This window comes from Mycobacterium sp. (assembly GCF_044223235.1).
Lineage (GTDB): Bacteria > Actinomycetota > Actinomycetes > Mycobacteriales > Mycobacteriaceae > Mycobacterium.
In genome coordinates this window covers 64,701-82,479 of sequence record NZ_JBGAME010000010.1, presented here as the reverse complement: position 1 = coordinate 82,479, position 17,779 = coordinate 64,701, and the positions used below count along the sequence as shown (strand labels likewise).

Sequence of the window (17,779 nt, the reverse complement as noted above, 5' to 3'; positions counted from 1 at the left end):
CGGGCATGAGCGCCTGCGCGAAGAACAGGGTGGCCCGATGAGCAACGGATATAAGACACACACGCTGTCGGTGCTCGTCGAGGACAAGCCCGGCGTGCTCGCTCGTGTGGCGGCGCTGTTCTCCCGGCGCGGCTTCAACATTCAGTCGCTGGCGGTCGGCGCCACCGAGCAGAAGAACATGTCGCGCATGACCATCGTGGTCAGCGTCGAGGACGCGCCGCTGGAACAGATCACCAAACAGCTCAACAAGCTGATCAACGTGATCAAGATCGTCGAGCAGGACGTCGACAATTCCGTCGCGCGCGAGTTGGCCCTGATCAAGGTGCGCGCTGACGCGGCGACGCGCGGTCAGGTGATCGAGGCGGTGAACCTGTTCCGCGCCAAGGTGGTTGATGTGTCGAACGAGTCGCTGACCATCGAGGCCACCGGTACCCCCGCCAAGCTCGAGGCGTTCCTGCGGGTGCTCGAGCCCTATGGCGTCCGTGAACTCGTCCAGTCCGGTGTGGTGTCGCTGTCCCGCGGCCCCCGCGGCATCGGCAAATAGCGCCCGCTAACGTCGGCAGCGCCAAGAGATCGAAGAGAAGGAAATTTGCAAGTGGCTTCAAACACGACAGAGATGTTCTACGACGACGACGCGGACCTGACGGTCATTCAGGGCCTCAAGGTCGGTGTCATCGGGTACGGCAGTCAGGGGCACGCGCATTCGCTCTCGCTGCGCGACTCCGGCGTCGACGTCAAGGTCGGGCTCAAGGAGGGGTCCAAGTCGCGCGAGAAGGTCGCCGAGCAGGGCCTGGAGGTCGACACCCCGGCCAACGTGGCGGCCTGGGCCGATGTGATCATGCTGCTGGCGCCGGACACCGCGCAGGCCGAGATCTTCAAGAACGACATCGAGCCGAATCTGGAAGCCGGCAACGCGCTGTTCTTCGGACACGGCCTCAACATCCATTTCGGCCTGATCAAGCCCTCCGCGGATATCACCGTCGGCATGGTCGCGCCGAAGGGGCCCGGCCACCTGGTGCGCCGCCAGTTCGTCGACGGTAAGGGTGTGCCGTGCCTGATCGCGGTCGAGCAGGACCCCACGGGAGAGGGTGAGGCGCTCGCGCTGTCCTACGCGCGGGCCATCGGCGGCACCCGCGCCGGCGTCATCAAGACCACATTCAAGGAAGAGACCGAGACCGACCTGTTCGGCGAGCAGGCCGTGCTGTGTGGCGGCACCGAGGAACTGGTCAAGACCGGCTTCGACGTCATGGTCGAGGCTGGATACGCACCCGAGATGGCCTATTTCGAGGTGCTGCACGAGCTCAAGCTGATCGTCGACCTGATGTACGAGGGCGGAATTGCACGGATGAACTACTCGGTGTCCGACACCGCGGAGTTCGGCGGCTACCTGTCCGGCCCGCGCGTCATCGACGCCGGCACCAAGGAAAGAATGCGCGCCATCCTCAAGGACATCCAGGACGGCACGTTCGTCAAGCGCCTCGTCGCCAACGTCGAGGGCGGCAACAAGGAGCTGGAGGGCCTGCGCAAGCAGAACGCCGAGCACCCGATCGAGGTCACCGGCAAGAAGCTGCGCGACCTGATGAGCTGGGTCGACCGGCCCATCACCGAAACGGCCTAACTTGCGATTTCGGCGCGCTTATCGACGCTGACCGCCGATAAGCGCGCCGAAATTGCGTCAGGACGTGAGGCGGTCGGCAACGGCGACCACGCGCCGCGCGAGGTGATCCAGCGCGGCGTCGATGGGTTCGTCGAACTGGCTGATGTTGTCGTGGTTGGCGATCAGGCTCACCCCGTACGGGTTTCCGTCGACGAACTTCAGCTGGTCGGTGTACCCCGGCGGCACGATGATGCCGCCGAAGTGCATGAGGGTCACATACAGCGTGAGTAGCGTCGTCTCCTGACCGCCGTGAGCGGTGTTGGTGGAGGTGAAGGCGGCGTAGACCTTGTCGGCCAGCTTGCCCTCCGCCCACAGGCCGCCGAGGGAATCGAGGAACGCGCGCAGCTGCGAGGCGACCGAGCCGAACCGCGTCGGCGACCCGAAGATCACGGCGTCGGCCCATACGATGTCGTCACCGGTGGCCGCCGGAAGATCCTTGGTCGCTTCGTAATTCGCGGTCCACGCCGGGTTCGCGGCGAACGACGCCGGGTCGCGGGTTTCGGCGATGGGACGGACGCGGACCTCGGCGCCCGCTTTCCCGGCCGCCTCGGCCACCCGTTTCGCCATCGTCGTACCGTGGCCGGTGGCGGAGTAGTAGATGATCGCGAGTTTGGTCATGACCGTAAGCCTAGATTCGGAGGCGTGCGGTGGGGCCGGTCTGGGCGGGCCTGCCGTAGCGCTGCGCGGCGTGGTGTTCCTGGGCCAGCCGCCGCAGGGCGGTCAGTGCATGCTCGAGCAGAATCGTGCCCGCGACCACGCGTTCGACAAGTTCGTCGCGGGACAGGTCTTCGGGGGAGTTGGCGATCTCGGCCCGCGCCAGCGGTTCGACGGCGTCGGCGTACGGATCCAGCAGCGCATTGACGGCATCGCCCGCGCTCACATCGGGTGCCTGCGAGCGATCCTCGCCGCCCGAGCGCAGCGCGGCGAGAGCGGCCAGCACCGCGGCGAGGTCGCTTCTGGCCGGCGAGTCCGCACCGACCTGCCAGCCCCGATGGCGGATGAACGCATCGCCGAGTTCGGCCCCGGCCTCGGTCGGCGGCGCGGCCGCATTCATCGCACACGCCCGGTGGGCGACGGCGATGACGTCGTCGACCGGCCGGTCCGCGTCGTCGATCGCACTGAGGATGTCGCGGACGGCGTCGGTACTCAGCCCGCCGACGTCGACGAGCGCCCGGATCAGTCGCAGTCGCTGCAGGTGCGTTCGGTCGTATTGCGCCTGGTTCACCGCGGTCTGCTCACCCCGGTGCAGCAGCCCGATGCGCAGGTACCACTTGACGGTCGCGGGGGATAGCCCGGCGGCCTCGCTGAGCTGGGAGAGCCTCACGCGGCCAACAATAGCCCTGCACCAGACAGCGGATAGCGCTACTATCTATTAAGTGGATAGTGCGACTCTCCAAAAGAAAGGAACGGCCATGAAGGTCCTCGTCGTCGGGGCGTCGGGTGGAACGGGAACGCAGGTCGTGACGCAGGCTCTGGCACGGGGTCACCGGGTGTCGGTGCTGGTGCGTGACCGCGCGCAGGCGGACCGGCTCGGACCGGCGCACGCGGTGGTCGGCGACGTCCGCGATGCCGACGCGGTCGGCGCCGCGCTCGCCGGCGTCGACGCCGTGGTGTGCTGCCTGGGCGTGCGGGCCGGGCAGCGGCCGGGCACCGTGCGCTCGGAGGGCACGGCAAATCTGGCGGCGCAGATGCACGCGCATGGGGTGCATCGCGTGGTTGCGGTCTCCACGATCGGCGTCGGGTCAAGCGTGGCCGACCAGACCCGCATCGCCCGCCGGCTATGGCCCCGCCTGGCCGGTCGCGAGCGCATCGCGGAGGCGAAACGCGCTGAGGCCGAGATTTCTTCCCCTGCTTACGGATTGGCGTGGACGGTGGTGCGCCCGCCGCGGCTGACCGACGACCCGGCCACCGGTGCCGCGGTCGTCGGACCTTCGGTGCGCACCGGACTCGGGACACGGCTGTCGCGGGCGGACCTGGCCGGCGTGCTGCTCGATCAACTGACCGACGACAGCGCCATCGGGACCTCCGTGACGGCGGTCGGCCCTGCTTGAGTAGCGTCCGTTCGGCGTGACCGGTCGCCGGTGGGAGTGCGGGACCGCGCCGAAGTCGGCGTTCGGCGACCCACTACTGTTGTCCGCGTGAGTCTTCCTGTTGTACTGATTGCCGACAAGCTCGCGGAGTCGACCGTTGCCGCACTCGGCGACCAGGTAGAGGTCCGCTGGGTCGATGGTCCGGACCGCCCGAAGTTGCTGGCCGCTCTTCCCGACGCGGATGCGCTGCTGGTGCGCTCGGCCACCACGGTGGACGCCGAAGTCATCGCCGCGGCCCCCAAGCTCAAGATCGTCGCCCGGGCGGGTGTCGGTCTGGACAACGTCGACGTTGACGCGGCGACGGCGCGCGGTGTGCTGGTGGTGAATGCGCCCACGTCGAACATCCACAGCGCCGCCGAGCATGCGCTGGCACTGCTTCTGTCGACGGCCCGGCAGATCCCGGCCGCCGACGCGTCGCTGCGCGAGCGTGCATGGAAGCGGTCGTCGTTCTCCGGCACCGAGATCTACGGCAAGACCGCGGCGGTGGTCGGCCTCGGCCGGATCGGGCAGCTGGTCGCCTCGCGGCTGGCGGCGTTCGGCACGCATGTGGTGGCCTACGACCCGTACGTGTCGGCCGCGCGCGCCGCGCAGCTGGGTATCGAGCTGCTGCCCCTCGACGATCTGCTGGCCCGTGCGGATTTCATCTCCGTGCATCTTCCGAAGACGCCCGAGACCGCCGGCCTGATCGGCAAGGAGGCGCTGGCCAGGACGAAGCCAGGGGTGATCATCGTCAACGCCGCCCGCGGCGGCCTCATCGATGAGGCCGCGCTGGCCGATGCGGTGTCGAGCGGACACGTGCGCGCAGCCGCACTCGACGTCTTCGCCACCGAGCCGTGCACCGACAGCCCGCTGTTCGACCTGCCCCAGGTCGTCGTCACCCCGCACCTGGGGGCGTCGACGGCCGAGGCTCAGGACAGGGCGGGCACCGACGTCGCCGCCAGCGTGAAGCTCGCGCTGGCCGGTGAGTTCGTCCCCGACGCCGTCAACGTCGCGGGCGGGGTTGTCGGCGAGGAGGTCGCCCCCTGGCTGGAGCTCGTCCGCAAGCTGGGTGTGCTCATCGGTGCGTTGTCGGCCGAGCTGCCGGTATCGCTGACGGTCGGGGTGTTCGGTGAGTTGGCTTCCGAAGATGTTGGGGTACTTAGACTTTCGGCGTTGCGCGGGTTGTTCTCCGCGGTGATCGAGGATCAGGTGACGTTCGTGAACGCGCCCGCGCTTGCCGCCGAGCGCGGCGTGGCGGCGGATCTGACCACCGCCACCGAGAGCCCCAACCATCGCAGTGTGGTCGACGTCCGTGCGGTGTATGCCGACGGCTCGTCGAGCAACGTCGCGGGCACGCTGTCGGGTCCGCAGCTCGTCGAGAAGGTCGTCCAGATCAACGGGCGCAACTTCGACCTGCGCGCCGAGGGTGTCAACCTCATCATCAACTACAGCGACCAGCCGGGCGCGCTCGGCAAGATCGGCACGCTGCTGGGTGGAGCCGACGTGAACATCGTTGCGGCGCAGCTGAGTCAGGATGCCGACGGCGAGGGTGCCACGATCATGCTGCGGCTCGACCGGGAGGTGCCCGCCGACCTGCGGGCCGCGATCGGCACGGCGGTCGGCGCGACGATGCTCGAAGTGGTCGACTTGTCATGAAGCTGGCGGTGATCGCCGGAGACGGCATCGGACCCGAGGTGATCGGCGAGGCACTCAAGGTTCTCGACACCGTCCTGCCCGGTGTCGAGAAGACCGACTACGACGTGGGGGCGCGGCGGTATCACGCCACCGGCGAGGTCCTGCCGGACGGGCTGATCGACGAGCTCAAGGGTCACGACGCGATACTGCTCGGCGCGATCGGCGATCCGTCGGTGCCCAGCGGCGTGCTGGAGCGCGGGTTGTTGCTCACGCTGCGTTTCGCGCTCGACCATCACATCAACCTGCGGCCGTCGCGGCTCTACCCCGGGGTGAGCAGTCCGCTGGCGGGCGATCCTGACATCGACTTCGTCGTGGTCCGGGAAGGCACCGAGGGCCCCTACACCGGCACCGGCGGGGCGATCCGGGTGGGCACCCCGCACGAGGTCGCCACCGAGGTCAGCCTCAACACCGCCTTCGGTGTGCAGCGTGTAGTGCGGGATGCGTTCACCCGGGCCCAGTCTCGACGCAAGCACCTCACGCTGGTGCACAAGACGAACGTGCTGTCCTACGCCGGCGGTCTGTGGACGCGAATCGTGGCCGAAGTGGGCGCGGAGTTCCCCGACGTCGAGGTCGCCTATCAGCACATCGATGCGGCCACCATCCACCTGGTCACCGACCCGGGACGGTTCGACGTCATCGTCACCGACAACCTGTTCGGCGACATCATCACCGATCTGGCCGCCGCGGTCTCGGGCGGCATCGGCCTGGCCGCCAGCGGCAACATCGATGCGACACGGGTGAATCCGTCGATGTTCGAGCCGGTGCACGGCAGCGCGCCGGACATCGCGGGTAAGGGCATCGCCGATCCCACGGCCGCCATCATGTCGGTCGCCCTGCTGCTGGCCCACGTCGGAGAGCATGCCGCCGCCTCCCGGGTCGACAAGGCCGTCGAGGCCCACCTGGCTGGCCGCGGCGATGAGACGCTGTCGACCCGCCAGGTGGGCGACCGGATCGTCGGCCTGCTCTGACGTCGCGAGTGTGAAGCCACTGCGCGTTTCCGGCCGAAAACGCGCAGTGGCTTCACACTCGACGCGCTAGACCGTCGAGAGCACCTCGGCCGTCAGCAAGGCCTGGGCGACTCCGGATACGATCGACGCCAGCCTGATCGCCTCGAAAATCGACGTGCGCGGCACATCCGCGTCGCGCAGCACCGATTCATGCGCCGACAGGCAGTGCCCGCAGCCGTTGATCGCCGACACCGCCAGCGACCACAACTCGAAGTCCGCCTTGGGCACACCAGGATTGGCGATGATGTTCATCCGCAGCCCCGCCCGTAGGTCGTCGTAGCGGCCGTCGAGTTGGCCCTTGGTGCGGTAGAAGACGTTGTTCATGCCCATGATCGACGCCGCGCCCAGCGCTGCCTGGTAGGCCTCGGCGCTGAGGATGTCGACGGCATCCTCGGAGATCTCGCGCAGCAGCTTCTCGGACCTGGTGGCCGCTGCGGTTGCGACGAGTGCACCCCACAGTTGCTGCTCGGAGAGTTCCGTGCTGCGCGCAATGCTGCCGAGGTTGAGCTTGAGATCCTTGGCGTAGTCGGGCAGTGCGTCCTTGATCGACTCGAGACCCATGATCAGACCGCCTCGGCGAGCAGTTCGCCCGCGTCGATGGTCGGGTCGCCCTTGCGCCAGTTGCACGCGCACAGTTCGTCGGATTGCAGCGCGTCGAGCACCCGCAACACCTCGTCGACGTTGCGGCCCACCGATCCGGCGGTCACCGACACGAACTGGATCTCGTTGTTGGGGTCGACGATGAAGGTGGCACGGTCGGCGACCCCGTCGGCGTTGAGGACACCTGTGGCCAAGCATAATTCGCGCTTGAGGTCGGAGACCATCGGGAACGGCAGCTTCTTGAGCTCCTCATGCTGGGCGCGCCACTGGAAATGCACGAACTCGTTGTCCACCGACACCCCGATCACCACGGCGTCACGGTCCTCGAACTCGTCGTTGAGCTTGCCGAAGGTGGCGATCTCGGTGGGGCAGACGAAGGTGAAGTCCTTGGGCCAGAAGAACACGATCCGCCACTTCCCGTCGTGGTCGGCGCTGGTGACCCGGGTGAAGTAGTCGTCAGGTTCGGTGGCGTTGACCTTCGTGAGGTCGCCACCGATCACCGCTTTGAGATCGTATTCGGGAAACTGATCACCAATTGTCAAGAGTGCCATAGCAATAACCCGTACCTCTCTTAGTCTGGAATCAATCCAATATGTAACGATCTTGATTCTGCTCCTGCGGCGGCATCCCGACAACAGCTCCGCGCGGTGATGGTGCGCACATCTGGGCGCCAAAGATGGCGTCTGCCATGTGAAGTCGGTCCGCTCAGGCGCGGATGGGGGGATCGGAATCCACCGGCACCAGTGGCAGCGCCGCGACGGGTGCCAGTGCGCACACCACGAACGCTGCGGGGTATCCGGCGATGCCGATCAGGGCGCCGAACAGTGGCGGGGCGATACCGGATGCCAACAGCTGGCTGGTGTTCTGGGCGCCGAGGGCGCGGCCGCTCCAGAAAGGGCCTGCGATTTCGGCGATCGCGGTGAAGGCCAACCCGTTGTCGGACACCGTGATCACCGACGCCACCACCATCAGCGCCACGCTGACGGGTGAGTCGAGCCAATCGGTCAGGGCGAGCAGTCCCATGGTGGCCGCCGCGGCGAGCGCGATCGTGCGGATTGGTCGCAGCCGCGAGCCGACCGCATCCGACCATCGGCCCGCGGCGATTCGTCCGCAGGCGCCCAACACCTGCGCCAGCGTCACCAGCGCACCCGCAGATGCCGCCGACCATCCGCGATCGGACATCAGCCAAACCAGCGCGAAGGTCCACACCACCACCTGCGGCACCACGAGCAGCACTGAGACAGCGTGGATCCGCCACAGCACCGACGACCCGTGATACGGGTTGGCGAGGTGGTCCGCGGGCGCGTTCGCGCGCGGCGGTCGCGGCGGGTCGATGACGCCGATCGCGCTCACCGCCGCCGCCACCGCACAGATGATCGCCGGGAACAGCAGCGCGGCCGACACCCCGTGGCTTTCCGCCAGGCGCGGAATAGCCAAGGCGCCCAGGGCGACCCCGAGCGGTTGGGCGGTCTGCCTGATGCCCATGACCAATCCGCGCCGATTCGGTGGGAACCACCCTACGACGAGTCGGGCGCTTGCCGAATTGCTGCTGGCGGCGGCCATCCCGCCCAGGAACAGGAACGCCCCGACGGCGACCAGCGACTGCACGGATGCGGCGGCGAACGCCGCCGCCGAGGTCAGTGCGGCGCCGAGCGCCAGCACGATCCGCTCGCCGATGCGGTCGACCGCATACCCCCACGCGATGAGCGTGGCGACCATGCCGAGGCTCGGCATGGCGGACAGCAGGCCGGCCTGGGCCAGGTCGAGTCCGCGCTCGGAATGCAGCGTCGGAATGAGAAAGGCCACGCCGTTGATGAAGACGTTGACGCACAGTGTGGTGGACAGAGCGATGGCCAGCATCGACCATCGGCGCACCGCTCCGATCGACGAACTCACCTCGCCATGGTGCCACGGTATCTCAGTATGTCGAACCAGTGTCCTACTATGTGGAACAAGGCCAGGTTGTGTCTAGGCTCATCCGATGAACGGACCAGCTCGTGGGGTGACGGCGGCTGTGCTCGGTGTCGCGCTGGCGCTGGCGGTGGCGCCGCCGGCGTCCGCCGCGACGCCGGACTGGTCGGGGGTGGACGCCAGGTTCTACGACGGACCGATCCCCGCGCCGGGAGCGTTGATCGCCTCGACACCATTGGCCCCAGCGTTGTCCGTCGCTGGAGCGGGCAGTGCCTATCGCATCCTGTATTCGACGGTTGACCAACATGATTCGCCCGCCGTCAGCACGGCAGCGGTGTTCCTGCCGCACGGCGAGCCACCCCAGGGCGGATGGCCGGTGATCGCGTGGGCCCACGGCACGGTCGGGCTCGGTGACGACTGCACGCCGTCGGCGCTGCCGCGCAGCGAGCGCGACAACGTCTACCTGTCCCACTGGCTCGATCAGGGGTACGCGGTCGTCGGCACCGACTACGTCGGGATGGGCACGCCGGGGTTGATGAGTTATCTGAACAGCGTGTCGACGGCGCATGCGGTGGTCGAGTCGGTCATCGCCGCACACGGAATGGGCCTGCCCCTATCGCCGAAATGGGCGATCGTCGGCCAATCCCAGGGCGGCGGAGCGGCGGTCAACAGTGCGAGGTGGGCCAGCGACTACACGCGCGGCGCCGGACTGGACTACCGCGGCGTGGTCGCGACGGGAACTCCTGCCAACATCGAGAGCGTCGTCAAACTGGGCGGCCCCGATCTGGCCCTGCCCGCTGAACTCGGACCGGCTGCCAACAGCTATACGGCCTACATCCTGGCCGGGTTTCGCGACGCCCGGCCCGACATCGACGTCGACAGCGTGCTGACCCCGGCCGGGCGGGCCGCGGTCGACAAGGGCGAAACCGTATGCAAACCCCAGCTCGACCAGCGGCTGGCGGGCATGACGCCCACCCAGTTCTTCAGCACTCCGCTTGCCGCCCTGCCCGGTGTCGAAGATGCGCTCATCGCCTACATGGGGACGCCGACCACGGGCTACGACCGGCCGATCTTCCTCGGCGCCGGGCTCCTCGACCGCGACGTGCCCGCGAGGTCGTCCCTGCTGCTCTACGACCAGCTGGTGGCCAACAACCAGAACGTCGAGCTCAAGATCTATCCCGAGGAGGACCACAGCGGAACGGTGCTGGCGTCGATGCCCGATTCGACACCGTTCCTGCACAGCGTTTTCGCGGGCTGATTTTTTGCTGCTCCACCGGCGGTCACTAGGCTGACCGCATGCGCCTGGGTCGAATCGCCAGCCCCGACGGGGTCGCTTTTGTCAGCATCGAAGGGGACACCGAAGGGATCACTGCCAACGGCGCCGATGCGCTCGTCGCCCGTGAGATCGCCGAACACCCCTTCGGCACACCCGAGTTCACCGGCCGCTCCTGGCCGCTGGCCGATGTGCGGCTGCTGGCCCCGATCTTGGCCAGCAAAGTGGTGTGTATGGGGAAGAACTACGCCGCCCACGCCGAGGAGATGGGCGGCGTCGCACCCCAGGATCCGGTGATCTTCCTCAAGCCCAACACCGCGATCGTCGGACCCAATGTGCCGATCCAGCTGCCTGCCGACGCGTTCCCCGTCCACCACGAGGGTGAGCTGGCCGCCGTCATCGGCAGGCCGTGCAAGGACGTCCCCGCCTCCCGCGCCGCCGAGAACATCCTCGGCTACACCATCGCCAACGACGTGTCGGCGCGCGACCAGCAGAAGAAAGACGGGCAGTGGATGCGGGCCAAGGGCCATGACACGTTCTGTCCGGTCGGTCCGTGGATCGTCACCGACCTCGACCCCGGTGACCTCGACCTGCGCACCGAGGTCAACGGTGTGGTGCGCCAGCACAGCCGGACGTCGTTGATGATCCACGATGTGGGCGCGATCATCGAGTGGGTTTCGGCGGTGATGACGCTGCTGCCCGGCGACCTGATCCTGACCGGCACGCCGGAGGGCGTCGGCCCGATCGAGGACGGCGACACCGTGAGCATCACCGTCGAAGGCATCGGTACGTTGACCAATCCGGTTGTCCGCAAAGGAAAGTCGTCATGACCGATAAGGTTCGGGTTCGATTCTGTCCGTCGCCGACCGGCACCCCCCATGTCGGGCTCATCAGGACCGCGCTGTTCAACTGGGCGTACGCGCGGCACACCGGTGGGGATTTCGTCTTCCGTATCGAGGACACCGACGCCCAGCGCGACAGCGAGGAGAGCTACCTGGCGATCGTCGACGCGTTGCGCTGGCTCGGCCTGGACTGGGACGAGGGGCCCGACATCGGCGGACCCTACGGGCCCTACCGTCAGTCGCAGCGCCGCGATGTCTATCTCGACGTGCTCGATCGCCTGCTGGCCGCCGGCGAGGTGTACGAGGCGTACTCCACCGCCGAGGAGGTCGAGGCGCGCCACCTCGCGGCCGGGCGTAACCCAAAGCTGGGCTACGACAATTTCGATCGCCGGCTCAGCGACGAGCAGCGCGCCGCCTACCGGGCCGAGGGCCGCAATCCGGTCCTGCGGCTGCGGATGCCCGATGCCGATGTCGGCTGGCAGGATCTGGTGCGCGGCGAGACCGTGTTCCCCGTCGGCTCGGTGCCCGATTACGCGCTCACCCGTGGCAGCGGAGATCCGTTGTACACGTTGGTCAATCCGGTCGACGACGCCCTGATGAAGATCACCCACGTGCTGCGGGGCGAGGACATCCTGCCCTCGACGCCGCGGCAGATCGCGCTGTATGAGGCGCTCATCCGGATCGGCGTGGCCGAGCGGGTGCCCCAGTTCGGCCATCTGCCGCCGGTGCTCGGGGAGGGCAACAAGAAGCTGTCCAAGCGAGATCCGCAGTCCAACCTGTTCCTGCACCGGGATCGCGGCTTCATCCCCGAGGGCCTGCTCAACTACCTTGCGCTGCTGGGCTGGTCGATCGCCCCCGACCACGACCTGTTCAGCATCGAGGAGATGGTGGCCGCCTTCGATGTGGTCGACGTCAACTCCAACCCCGCCAGATTCGACCAGAAGAAGGCCGACGCACTGAACGCCGAACACATCCGGCTGCTCGCCGAGGACGAATTCGCGACCCGGCTGCGGCGGTACTTCTCCGCTCGCGGGCATGTGCTCGAACTCGACGGGGCGCAGTTCGCCGAGGCGTCCCGGCTCGTGCAGACGCGCATCGTCGTGCTCGGCGACGCGTGGGAGCTGCTCAGGTTCCTCAGCGACACGGAGTTCGTGCTCGACGAGAAGTCCGCGGCCAAGGAGCTCAAGCCCGACGCGGTGCCCGTTCTGGAGGCCACCATCGGTGCGCTCGAGGCGGTCGGTAAGTGGACCACCGCCGCGATCGAGGCGGCGCTGAAGTCGGCGCTGCTCGAGGGCCTCGAACTCAAACCCCGCAAGGCCTTCGGTCCCATCCGGGTGGCGGTCACCGGCGCATCGATCAGCCCGCCGCTGTTCGAGTCGCTGGAGCTGCTCGGCCGGGAGCGCAGCCTGCAGCGGCTGGCCGCCGGGCGGGATCGCGCCGCCGCGGTGCCGGCGGAGGCGTGAGAAAAGCACGCCGAAATCTTTGGTAGTGTGCACGTCGGCCCATTCGGTACTCCGCGGGTAGCCCCCGCCGTTCCGTTCGGGCAGAAAAGTGGTCGTGACCTGCGGTTATGGCCTGCCAATGGGGTATGGTGTAATTGGCAACACAGCTGATTCTGGTTCAGCCATTCTAGGTTCGAGTCCTGGTACCCCAGCGATGAGCGCTTGCGCGAAGAGCATTGTTCTTCAGATGAGCGCTCGCGCGAAGAGCATTGTTCTTCAGATGAGCGTTCGCGCGAAGAGCGTTCTGTAAGCGTTAAGCGGATTAGGTCAGCATTGCTCGGTGAGCTATGCTGGCAATCCGGTTCTGGCCCCGTCGTCTAGCGGCCTAGGACGCCGCCCTCTCACGGCGGTAGCGTGGGTTCGAATCCCATCGGGGCTACCAAACCGAAAGCCTGGACCACACGGTCCAGGCTTTTCCTTTTGATCGTTCGCCGAGTGTGCGTCCAGGGCGGCGACACGCCGCTGGACTCCGCCCTGGCTGCACGCTCGACGGCACCCGTGGAGCCGACACCTAGAGGCGACGGGTCAGCGCCTCGGCCGCGGCCACCAGATCCGTCGCCCAGCGCGCGCCAGGTCTGCGCCCCATGCGGTCGATCGGCCCCGATACGGATACGGCCGCGATCACCGCGCCGCGCCCGTCGCGCACCGGCGCCGAGACGCTGGCGACGCCGGGCTCGCGTTCGGCCGCGCTCTGCGCCCAGCCGCGCTTGCGAACGTCGGCCAGGGTGCGGTCGGTGAACATCGCCGTCGCCAGCACCGCCTGCTGGGTCGCGGCGTCGGCGTAGGCCAGCAGCACCTTGGCGCCCGAGCCCGCCGTCATCGGCAACCGGGTGCCGACGGGCACGGTATCGCGAAGGCCGGCAGGTGGTTCCAGCGCGGCGACGCAGACCCGCGAAGTCCCCTCCCGGCGGTACAGCTGGACGCTCTCACCGGTGATCTCCCGCAACCGCGGCAGCACGGCGGCCCCGGCGGTAAGCAGCGGATCGTTGACATGGCCCGCGAGTTCGGTCAGCGCCGGGCCGAGGCGCCAGCGCCCGTCGCCGTCGCGGGCCAGCAGGCGGTGCACTTCGAGCCCGGCGGCGAGCCGGTGTGCTGTGGCGCGAGGCAGGCCGGTGCGTTCACACAGTTCGGCCAGCCCGCAAGGGGACTCGGCCACGGTGTGCAGCACACCCACGGCTTTGTCCAGAACGCCGATGCCGCTATCCTGTCTCACAGGGAGATACTAGCGTCCCGCATTATGAGATGACCAGCCCAGCCCGGCGGGTCGTCGAGCAACGAATCGAGAGATCATGGACCAGCCCACCAAGCCACGCACGCTGGCGGAGAAAGTCTGGGACGACCACATCGTCGCCCAGGGTTCCGGCACCGGCGCAGCGCGCGAACCCGACTTGATCTATATCGATCTGCACCTCGTCCACGAGGTGACCAGTCCGCAAGCCTTCGACGGGCTCCGGCTCACCGGCCGTCCGGTGCGCAGGCCGGATCTGACCATCGCCACCGAAGACCACAACGTGCCCACGGTCGACATCGACAAGCCGATCGCGGATCCGGTGTCGCGCACCCAGGTCGAGACGCTCCGGCGCAACTGCGAGGAGTTCGGTATCCGGCTGCATCCGATGGGCGATGTCGAGCAGGGCATCGTGCACATCATCGGGCCGCAGCTTGGGTTGACCCAGCCCGGCACGACGGTGGTGTGCGGCGACAGCCACACGTCGACCCACGGGGCGTTCGGCGCATTGGCGATGGGGATCGGGACCTCGGAGGTGGAGCATGTGCTTGCCACGCAGACGCTGTCGCTGAGCCCGTTTCGCACCATGGCGGTCAACGTCGACGGCGAACTGCCGCCGGGAGTCAGCGCCAAGGACATCATCCTGGCGGTGATCGCCAAGATCGGCACCGGCGGCGGGCAGGGGCACGTCATCGAATACCGCGGCAGCGCCATCGAATCGCTGTCCATGGAAGGCCGGATGACGATCTGCAACATGAGCATCGAAGCGGGCGCCAGGGCCGGAATGGTGGCGCCGGACGACACCACATTCGAGTATCTGCGGGGCCGTCCGCATGCCCCCACGGGCGCGGACTGGGATGCGGCGGTGGCCGCATGGCGGGCGCTGCGGACCGACGAGGGCGCCGAGTTCGACACGGAGGTCTACCTCGACGCGTCCACGCTGAGTCCGTTCGTGACGTGGGGAACCAACCCGGGTCAGGGGGTGCCGCTGTCCGCGTCGGTGCCCGATCCCGAGCTGATGCGCAACGATGCCGACCGCCAGTCCGCCGAAAAGGCGCTGGGCTACATGGACCTTCGGCCGGGCATCGCCATGCGCGACATCGCGGTGGACACGGTGTTCGTCGGCTCGTGCACGAATGGCCGGATCGAGGATTTGCGCGTCGTGGCCGACGTGCTGCGCGGCCGCTCCGTCGCCGACGGGGTGCGCATGCTCGTCGTGCCCGGCTCGATGAGGGTGCGGGCCCAAGCCGAATCCGAAGGGCTCGACCGGATCTTCACCGCCGCCGGCGCGGAGTGGCGCCAGGCCGGCTGCTCGATGTGCCTCGGCATGAACCCCGATCAGCTTTCACCCGGCCAGCGGTGCGCCTCAACGTCGAACCGCAACTTCGAGGGTCGCCAGGGTAAGGGCGGCCGAACCCATTTGGTGTCACCGGCGGTCGCCGCCGCCACCGCCGTGCGGGGAACTCTGTCGTCGCCCGCAGACCTGACCGATCCGGCTGAGTAGGGGAGAACCATGGAAGCGTTTCGTACTCATACCGGCATCGGTGTGCCGCTGCGCCGGTCCAATGTCGACACCGACCAGATCATCCCGGCGGTCTACTTGAAGCGGGTTACCAGAACGGGTTTCGAAGATGGGCTGTTCGCCGCATGGCGGAACGACCCGGCATTCGTGTTGAACCTCGCCCCGTTCGACCGCGGATCGGTATTGGTCGCCGGCCCGGATTTCGGGACGGGATCCTCACGCGAACATGCGGTATGGGCGTTGATGGACTACGGATTCCGGGTCGTTATCTCGTCACGATTCGCCGATATTTTCCGCGGCAATGCCGGAAAGGCGGGCCTGCTCGCCGCCGAGGTTGCCCAGGATGACGTGGAACTGCTCTGGAAACTGATCGAACAGAACCCTGGTCTGGAAATCACTGTCAATCTTCAAGATCGGAATATCGCCGCGGGAACCGTCATGGTGCCGTTCACGATTGACGATTACACGGCATGGCGGCTGCTCGAAGGACTCGACGATATAGGCCTTACGCTGCGGAAACTCGATCAGATCGAGTCCTACGAGGCCCGCAGGCCGGCCTGGAAGCCGCGCACTCTGCCGGCCTGACGCCGGGGCGGCGACCCGAATTCGTCGGGCATCAACCCGGTTCTGCCTCCCTCCGGGGGGAGGCCAAGGGAGGCAAGCGGATTGCCGAAATATTCGCTCCGGGCGCCTGAAATTGCGCGTGGCTCTTGGAAATCAGTGGTCAGAGGGTTTACCGTGTCCTCTAGTCGGTCCAAGGAGGGCCACTGGTCTCGGAGGAAATGAATGAACAAAGCGGAGCTCATCGACGTACTCACAACCAAGTTGGGCACCGATCGCCGGCAGGCCACCGCCGCTGTGGAAAACGTAGTGGACACGATCGTGCGTGCGGTGCACCGGGGCGACAGCGTGACCATCACCGGCTTCGGTGTGTTCGAACAGCGCCGCCGCGCAGCCCGCGTCGCGCGCAATCCGCGGACCGGTGAGACCGTGAAGGTGAAGCCCACCTCCGTTCCCGCATTCCGGCCCGGCGCGCAGTTCAAGGCGGTTGTGTCTGGGGCACAGCGTCTCCCGGCCGATGGCCCCGCGGTGAAGCGCGGTGTCACGGCAGGCCCGGTCAAGAGGGCCGCCGCCAAGAGGGCAGTGGCCAAGAAGGCGGCCGCGACCAAGGCTCCCGCGAAGAAGGCGGCCGCGACCAAGGCTCCGGCGAAGAAGGCGGCCGCGACCAAGGCTCCGGCGAAGAAGGCGGCCGCGACCAAGGCTCCCGCCAAGAAGGCGGCCGCGACCAAGGCGCCCGCCAAGAAGGCGGCCGCGACCAAGGCGCCCGCCAAGAAGGCAGCCGCGACCAAGGCTCCCGCCAAGAAGGCTCCTGTGAAGAAGGCGACGGTCACCAAGGCTCCGGCCAAGAAGGCTCCGGCCAAGAAGGGCCGCAAGTAAGTTCACGAGCGGCGCGCCACGGGCTTATCCGACCCGTGGCGCGTCTGTCTGCGCCGGCCGGTGGCGCTATTTCTTGGCCAGCGGGCTTCCGATGTGGTCGGCGGCGATGAGCCTGCCCCGCGACAGCGACATCACCCAGGTGCTGCCCTTACGGTTGCGAGACTTGTCGGGACGCACGCCGTCCCGTTCGCACCACCAGGCGATCAGGTCTGGAATCACCTTGCCCTGCGAGCAGATCACCGGGGTGCCGCCGGCCGCGGCGATGTCGAGCACCCTACGGCGCGCCGCCTTCCGGTCGGTCGTGTAGGCCTCCTCGGTGAGGGTCGGTTCGTTCTCGATCTTCACGGCCAGCTCCTGCGCGATCGGCTCCACCGTCTGGTGACAGCGCAACCGATCGGCCGCGTGCACGGAATCCGCTCCGAAGGCAAGCAACTGACCGACCAGAGACTCGGCCTGCGCCCATCCCCGCTTGTCGAGGGGACGCTGGCGATCATCTCCCCGATAACGGGACCGGCGTCCCGCGACGCCGTGGCGGACGATGAGCACCGTCGCGGTGTCGGCGGGGTATTTGGCAAACCCCCGCAACACTTTCCGGTCGTGGCGGTACTGCATCCGCTTCATCGCGTCGGCGACCGGGAGCCAGATCAGCTCATCGACCTCGGAGTTCGGCGCGAACTCGCCGTCGAGCTGACGCGCCGCCCAGTAAGACACCTTCTTGGTGTACTGCGCAACCGGATAGCTCACGGTCGCGAGGCGCCGGCCGAGATGTGACGTGTAGCCGGTCTCCTCCAGGACCTCGCGCACCGCGGCCACGGGTTCATTCTCGCCAGGATCGATCTTGCCCTTGGGAAGCGACCAATCGTCGTAGCGCGGCCGGTGGATGATCGCCACCTCGGGAGCGCCGGAGTCGACGCCGGGACGCCATAGCACCGCGCCGGCCGCGAGCACGGGAGTACCACTCGGCGTCTTCGCCGCCGGGATGTTGTCGGGCACCTCTACTCCTGCAGCTCAATCGGGGCCGATGTGCCCGCCCATG

At 67.6% G+C, this 17,779-nt stretch carries 18 protein-coding genes and 2 tRNA genes; 13 read left to right on the top strand and 7 right to left on the bottom strand.

Translation table 11 applies throughout. From position 1 onward, the window contains the following. Positions 1-37 precede the first annotated feature (37 nt). Complete coding sequence (gene ilvN, locus ADBZ6K_RS14785; protein WP_526347894.1) at positions 38-544, top strand: acetolactate synthase small subunit; 507 nt, start codon at positions 38-40, stop codon at positions 542-544. Between the two features lie 72 nt (positions 545-616). Then, the gene (ilvC, locus tag ADBZ6K_RS14780; RefSeq protein WP_526347993.1) at positions 617-1,618 is read left to right on the top strand and encodes a ketol-acid reductoisomerase; all 1,002 of its coding nucleotides are present in this window, start codon (positions 617-619) and stop codon (positions 1,616-1,618) included. Positions 1,619-1,675: 57 nt separating this feature from the next. Here ilvC and wrbA read toward each other — a convergent pair whose 3' ends face one another. Further along, positions 1,676-2,275, bottom strand: a complete 600-nt coding sequence (gene wrbA, locus ADBZ6K_RS14775) for an NAD(P)H:quinone oxidoreductase (protein ID WP_526347892.1) — start codon at positions 2,273-2,275, stop codon at positions 1,676-1,678. A gap of 10 nt (positions 2,276-2,285) precedes the next feature. Next, complete coding sequence (locus tag ADBZ6K_RS14770; RefSeq protein ID WP_526347890.1) at positions 2,286-2,981, bottom strand: MerR family transcriptional regulator; 696 nt, start codon at positions 2,979-2,981, stop codon at positions 2,286-2,288. 88 nt (positions 2,982-3,069) lie between these two features. Between ADBZ6K_RS14770 and ADBZ6K_RS14765 the strand changes: the two genes are divergently transcribed. The 3 genes from ADBZ6K_RS14765 to ADBZ6K_RS14755 all read left to right on the top strand — a co-directional run bounded on the left by ADBZ6K_RS14765 (position 3,070) and on the right by ADBZ6K_RS14755 (position 6,389). Beyond that, positions 3,070-3,708 (top strand): NAD(P)-dependent oxidoreductase, encoded by a 639-nt coding sequence (locus ADBZ6K_RS14765; protein WP_526347888.1) that lies wholly within the window; start codon positions 3,070-3,072, stop codon positions 3,706-3,708. A gap of 87 nt (positions 3,709-3,795) precedes the next feature. Then, positions 3,796-5,382, top strand: a complete 1,587-nt coding sequence (gene serA, locus ADBZ6K_RS14760) for a phosphoglycerate dehydrogenase (RefSeq protein WP_526347886.1) — start codon at positions 3,796-3,798, stop codon at positions 5,380-5,382. Beyond that, positions 5,379-6,389: a 3-isopropylmalate dehydrogenase gene (locus tag ADBZ6K_RS14755; RefSeq protein ID WP_526347884.1), complete on the top strand. Its 1,011-nt coding sequence runs from the start codon at positions 5,379-5,381 to the stop codon at positions 6,387-6,389. Before serA ends, ADBZ6K_RS14755 begins: the two co-directional genes overlap by 4 nt. 66 nt (positions 6,390-6,455) lie before the next feature. Here the strand turns inward: ADBZ6K_RS14755 and ahpD are convergent, their stop codons facing one another. From ahpD to ADBZ6K_RS14740, 3 genes are all read right to left on the bottom strand, one after another. Beyond that, positions 6,456-6,989: an alkyl hydroperoxide reductase AhpD gene (gene ahpD, locus ADBZ6K_RS14750; protein WP_526347882.1), complete on the bottom strand. Its 534-nt coding sequence runs from the start codon at positions 6,987-6,989 to the stop codon at positions 6,456-6,458. 2 nt (positions 6,990-6,991) lie between these two features. Further along, positions 6,992-7,579: a peroxiredoxin gene (locus ADBZ6K_RS14745; protein WP_526347880.1), complete on the bottom strand. Its 588-nt coding sequence runs from the start codon at positions 7,577-7,579 to the stop codon at positions 6,992-6,994. Positions 7,580-7,733: 154 nt separating this feature from the next. After that, a complete protein-coding gene (locus ADBZ6K_RS14740; RefSeq protein WP_526347991.1) occupies positions 7,734-8,888 on the bottom strand; it encodes an MFS transporter in 1,155 nt (384 codons plus the stop codon). A gap of 121 nt (positions 8,889-9,009) precedes the next feature. Here ADBZ6K_RS14740 and ADBZ6K_RS14735 point away from each other — a divergent pair, with 121 nt between their 5' ends. The 5 genes from ADBZ6K_RS14735 to ADBZ6K_RS14715 all read left to right on the top strand — a co-directional run bounded on the left by ADBZ6K_RS14735 (position 9,010) and on the right by ADBZ6K_RS14715 (position 12,938). Then, complete coding sequence (locus ADBZ6K_RS14735) at positions 9,010-10,197, top strand: lipase family protein (RefSeq protein WP_526347878.1); 1,188 nt, start codon at positions 9,010-9,012, stop codon at positions 10,195-10,197. Between the two features lie 38 nt (positions 10,198-10,235). After that, positions 10,236-11,042, top strand: a complete 807-nt coding sequence (locus tag ADBZ6K_RS14730; RefSeq protein WP_526347876.1) for a fumarylacetoacetate hydrolase family protein — start codon at positions 10,236-10,238, stop codon at positions 11,040-11,042. Beyond that, positions 11,039-12,517, top strand: a complete 1,479-nt coding sequence (gene gltX / locus ADBZ6K_RS14725; RefSeq protein ID WP_526347874.1) for a glutamate--tRNA ligase — start codon at positions 11,039-11,041, stop codon at positions 12,515-12,517. Before ADBZ6K_RS14730 ends, gltX begins: the two co-directional genes overlap by 4 nt. 119 nt (positions 12,518-12,636) lie before the next feature. Next, a tRNA-Gln gene (locus ADBZ6K_RS14720) sits at positions 12,637-12,708 on the top strand. Between the two features lie 154 nt (positions 12,709-12,862). Beyond that, a tRNA-Glu gene (locus ADBZ6K_RS14715) sits at positions 12,863-12,938 on the top strand. A gap of 129 nt (positions 12,939-13,067) precedes the next feature. Here the strand turns inward: ADBZ6K_RS14715 and ADBZ6K_RS14710 are convergent. Further along, positions 13,068-13,769 carry an IclR family transcriptional regulator gene (locus ADBZ6K_RS14710; protein WP_526347872.1) on the bottom strand — a complete coding sequence of 234 codons (702 nt, stop codon included), beginning with the start codon at positions 13,767-13,769 and terminating at the stop codon, positions 13,068-13,070. A gap of 76 nt (positions 13,770-13,845) precedes the next feature. Between ADBZ6K_RS14710 and leuC the strand changes: the two genes are divergently transcribed. From leuC to ADBZ6K_RS14695, 3 genes are all read left to right on the top strand, one after another. Continuing rightward, complete coding sequence (leuC, locus tag ADBZ6K_RS14705) at positions 13,846-15,288, top strand: 3-isopropylmalate dehydratase large subunit (RefSeq protein ID WP_526347870.1); 1,443 nt, start codon at positions 13,846-13,848, stop codon at positions 15,286-15,288. 9 nt (positions 15,289-15,297) lie between these two features. Further along, a complete protein-coding gene (gene leuD, locus ADBZ6K_RS14700; protein WP_526347868.1) occupies positions 15,298-15,891 on the top strand; it encodes a 3-isopropylmalate dehydratase small subunit in 594 nt (197 codons plus the stop codon). A gap of 201 nt (positions 15,892-16,092) precedes the next feature. Beyond that, the gene (locus ADBZ6K_RS14695) at positions 16,093-16,743 is read left to right on the top strand and encodes an HU family DNA-binding protein (RefSeq protein WP_526347866.1); all 651 of its coding nucleotides are present in this window, start codon (positions 16,093-16,095) and stop codon (positions 16,741-16,743) included. Between the two features lie 66 nt (positions 16,744-16,809). Here ADBZ6K_RS14695 and mutT1 read toward each other — a convergent pair whose 3' ends face one another. Next, the gene (mutT1, locus tag ADBZ6K_RS14690) at positions 16,810-17,736 is read right to left on the bottom strand and encodes an 8-oxo-(d)GTP phosphatase MutT1 (RefSeq protein WP_526347864.1); all 927 of its coding nucleotides are present in this window, start codon (positions 17,734-17,736) and stop codon (positions 16,810-16,812) included. Positions 17,737-17,779: the final 43 nt, after the last annotated feature.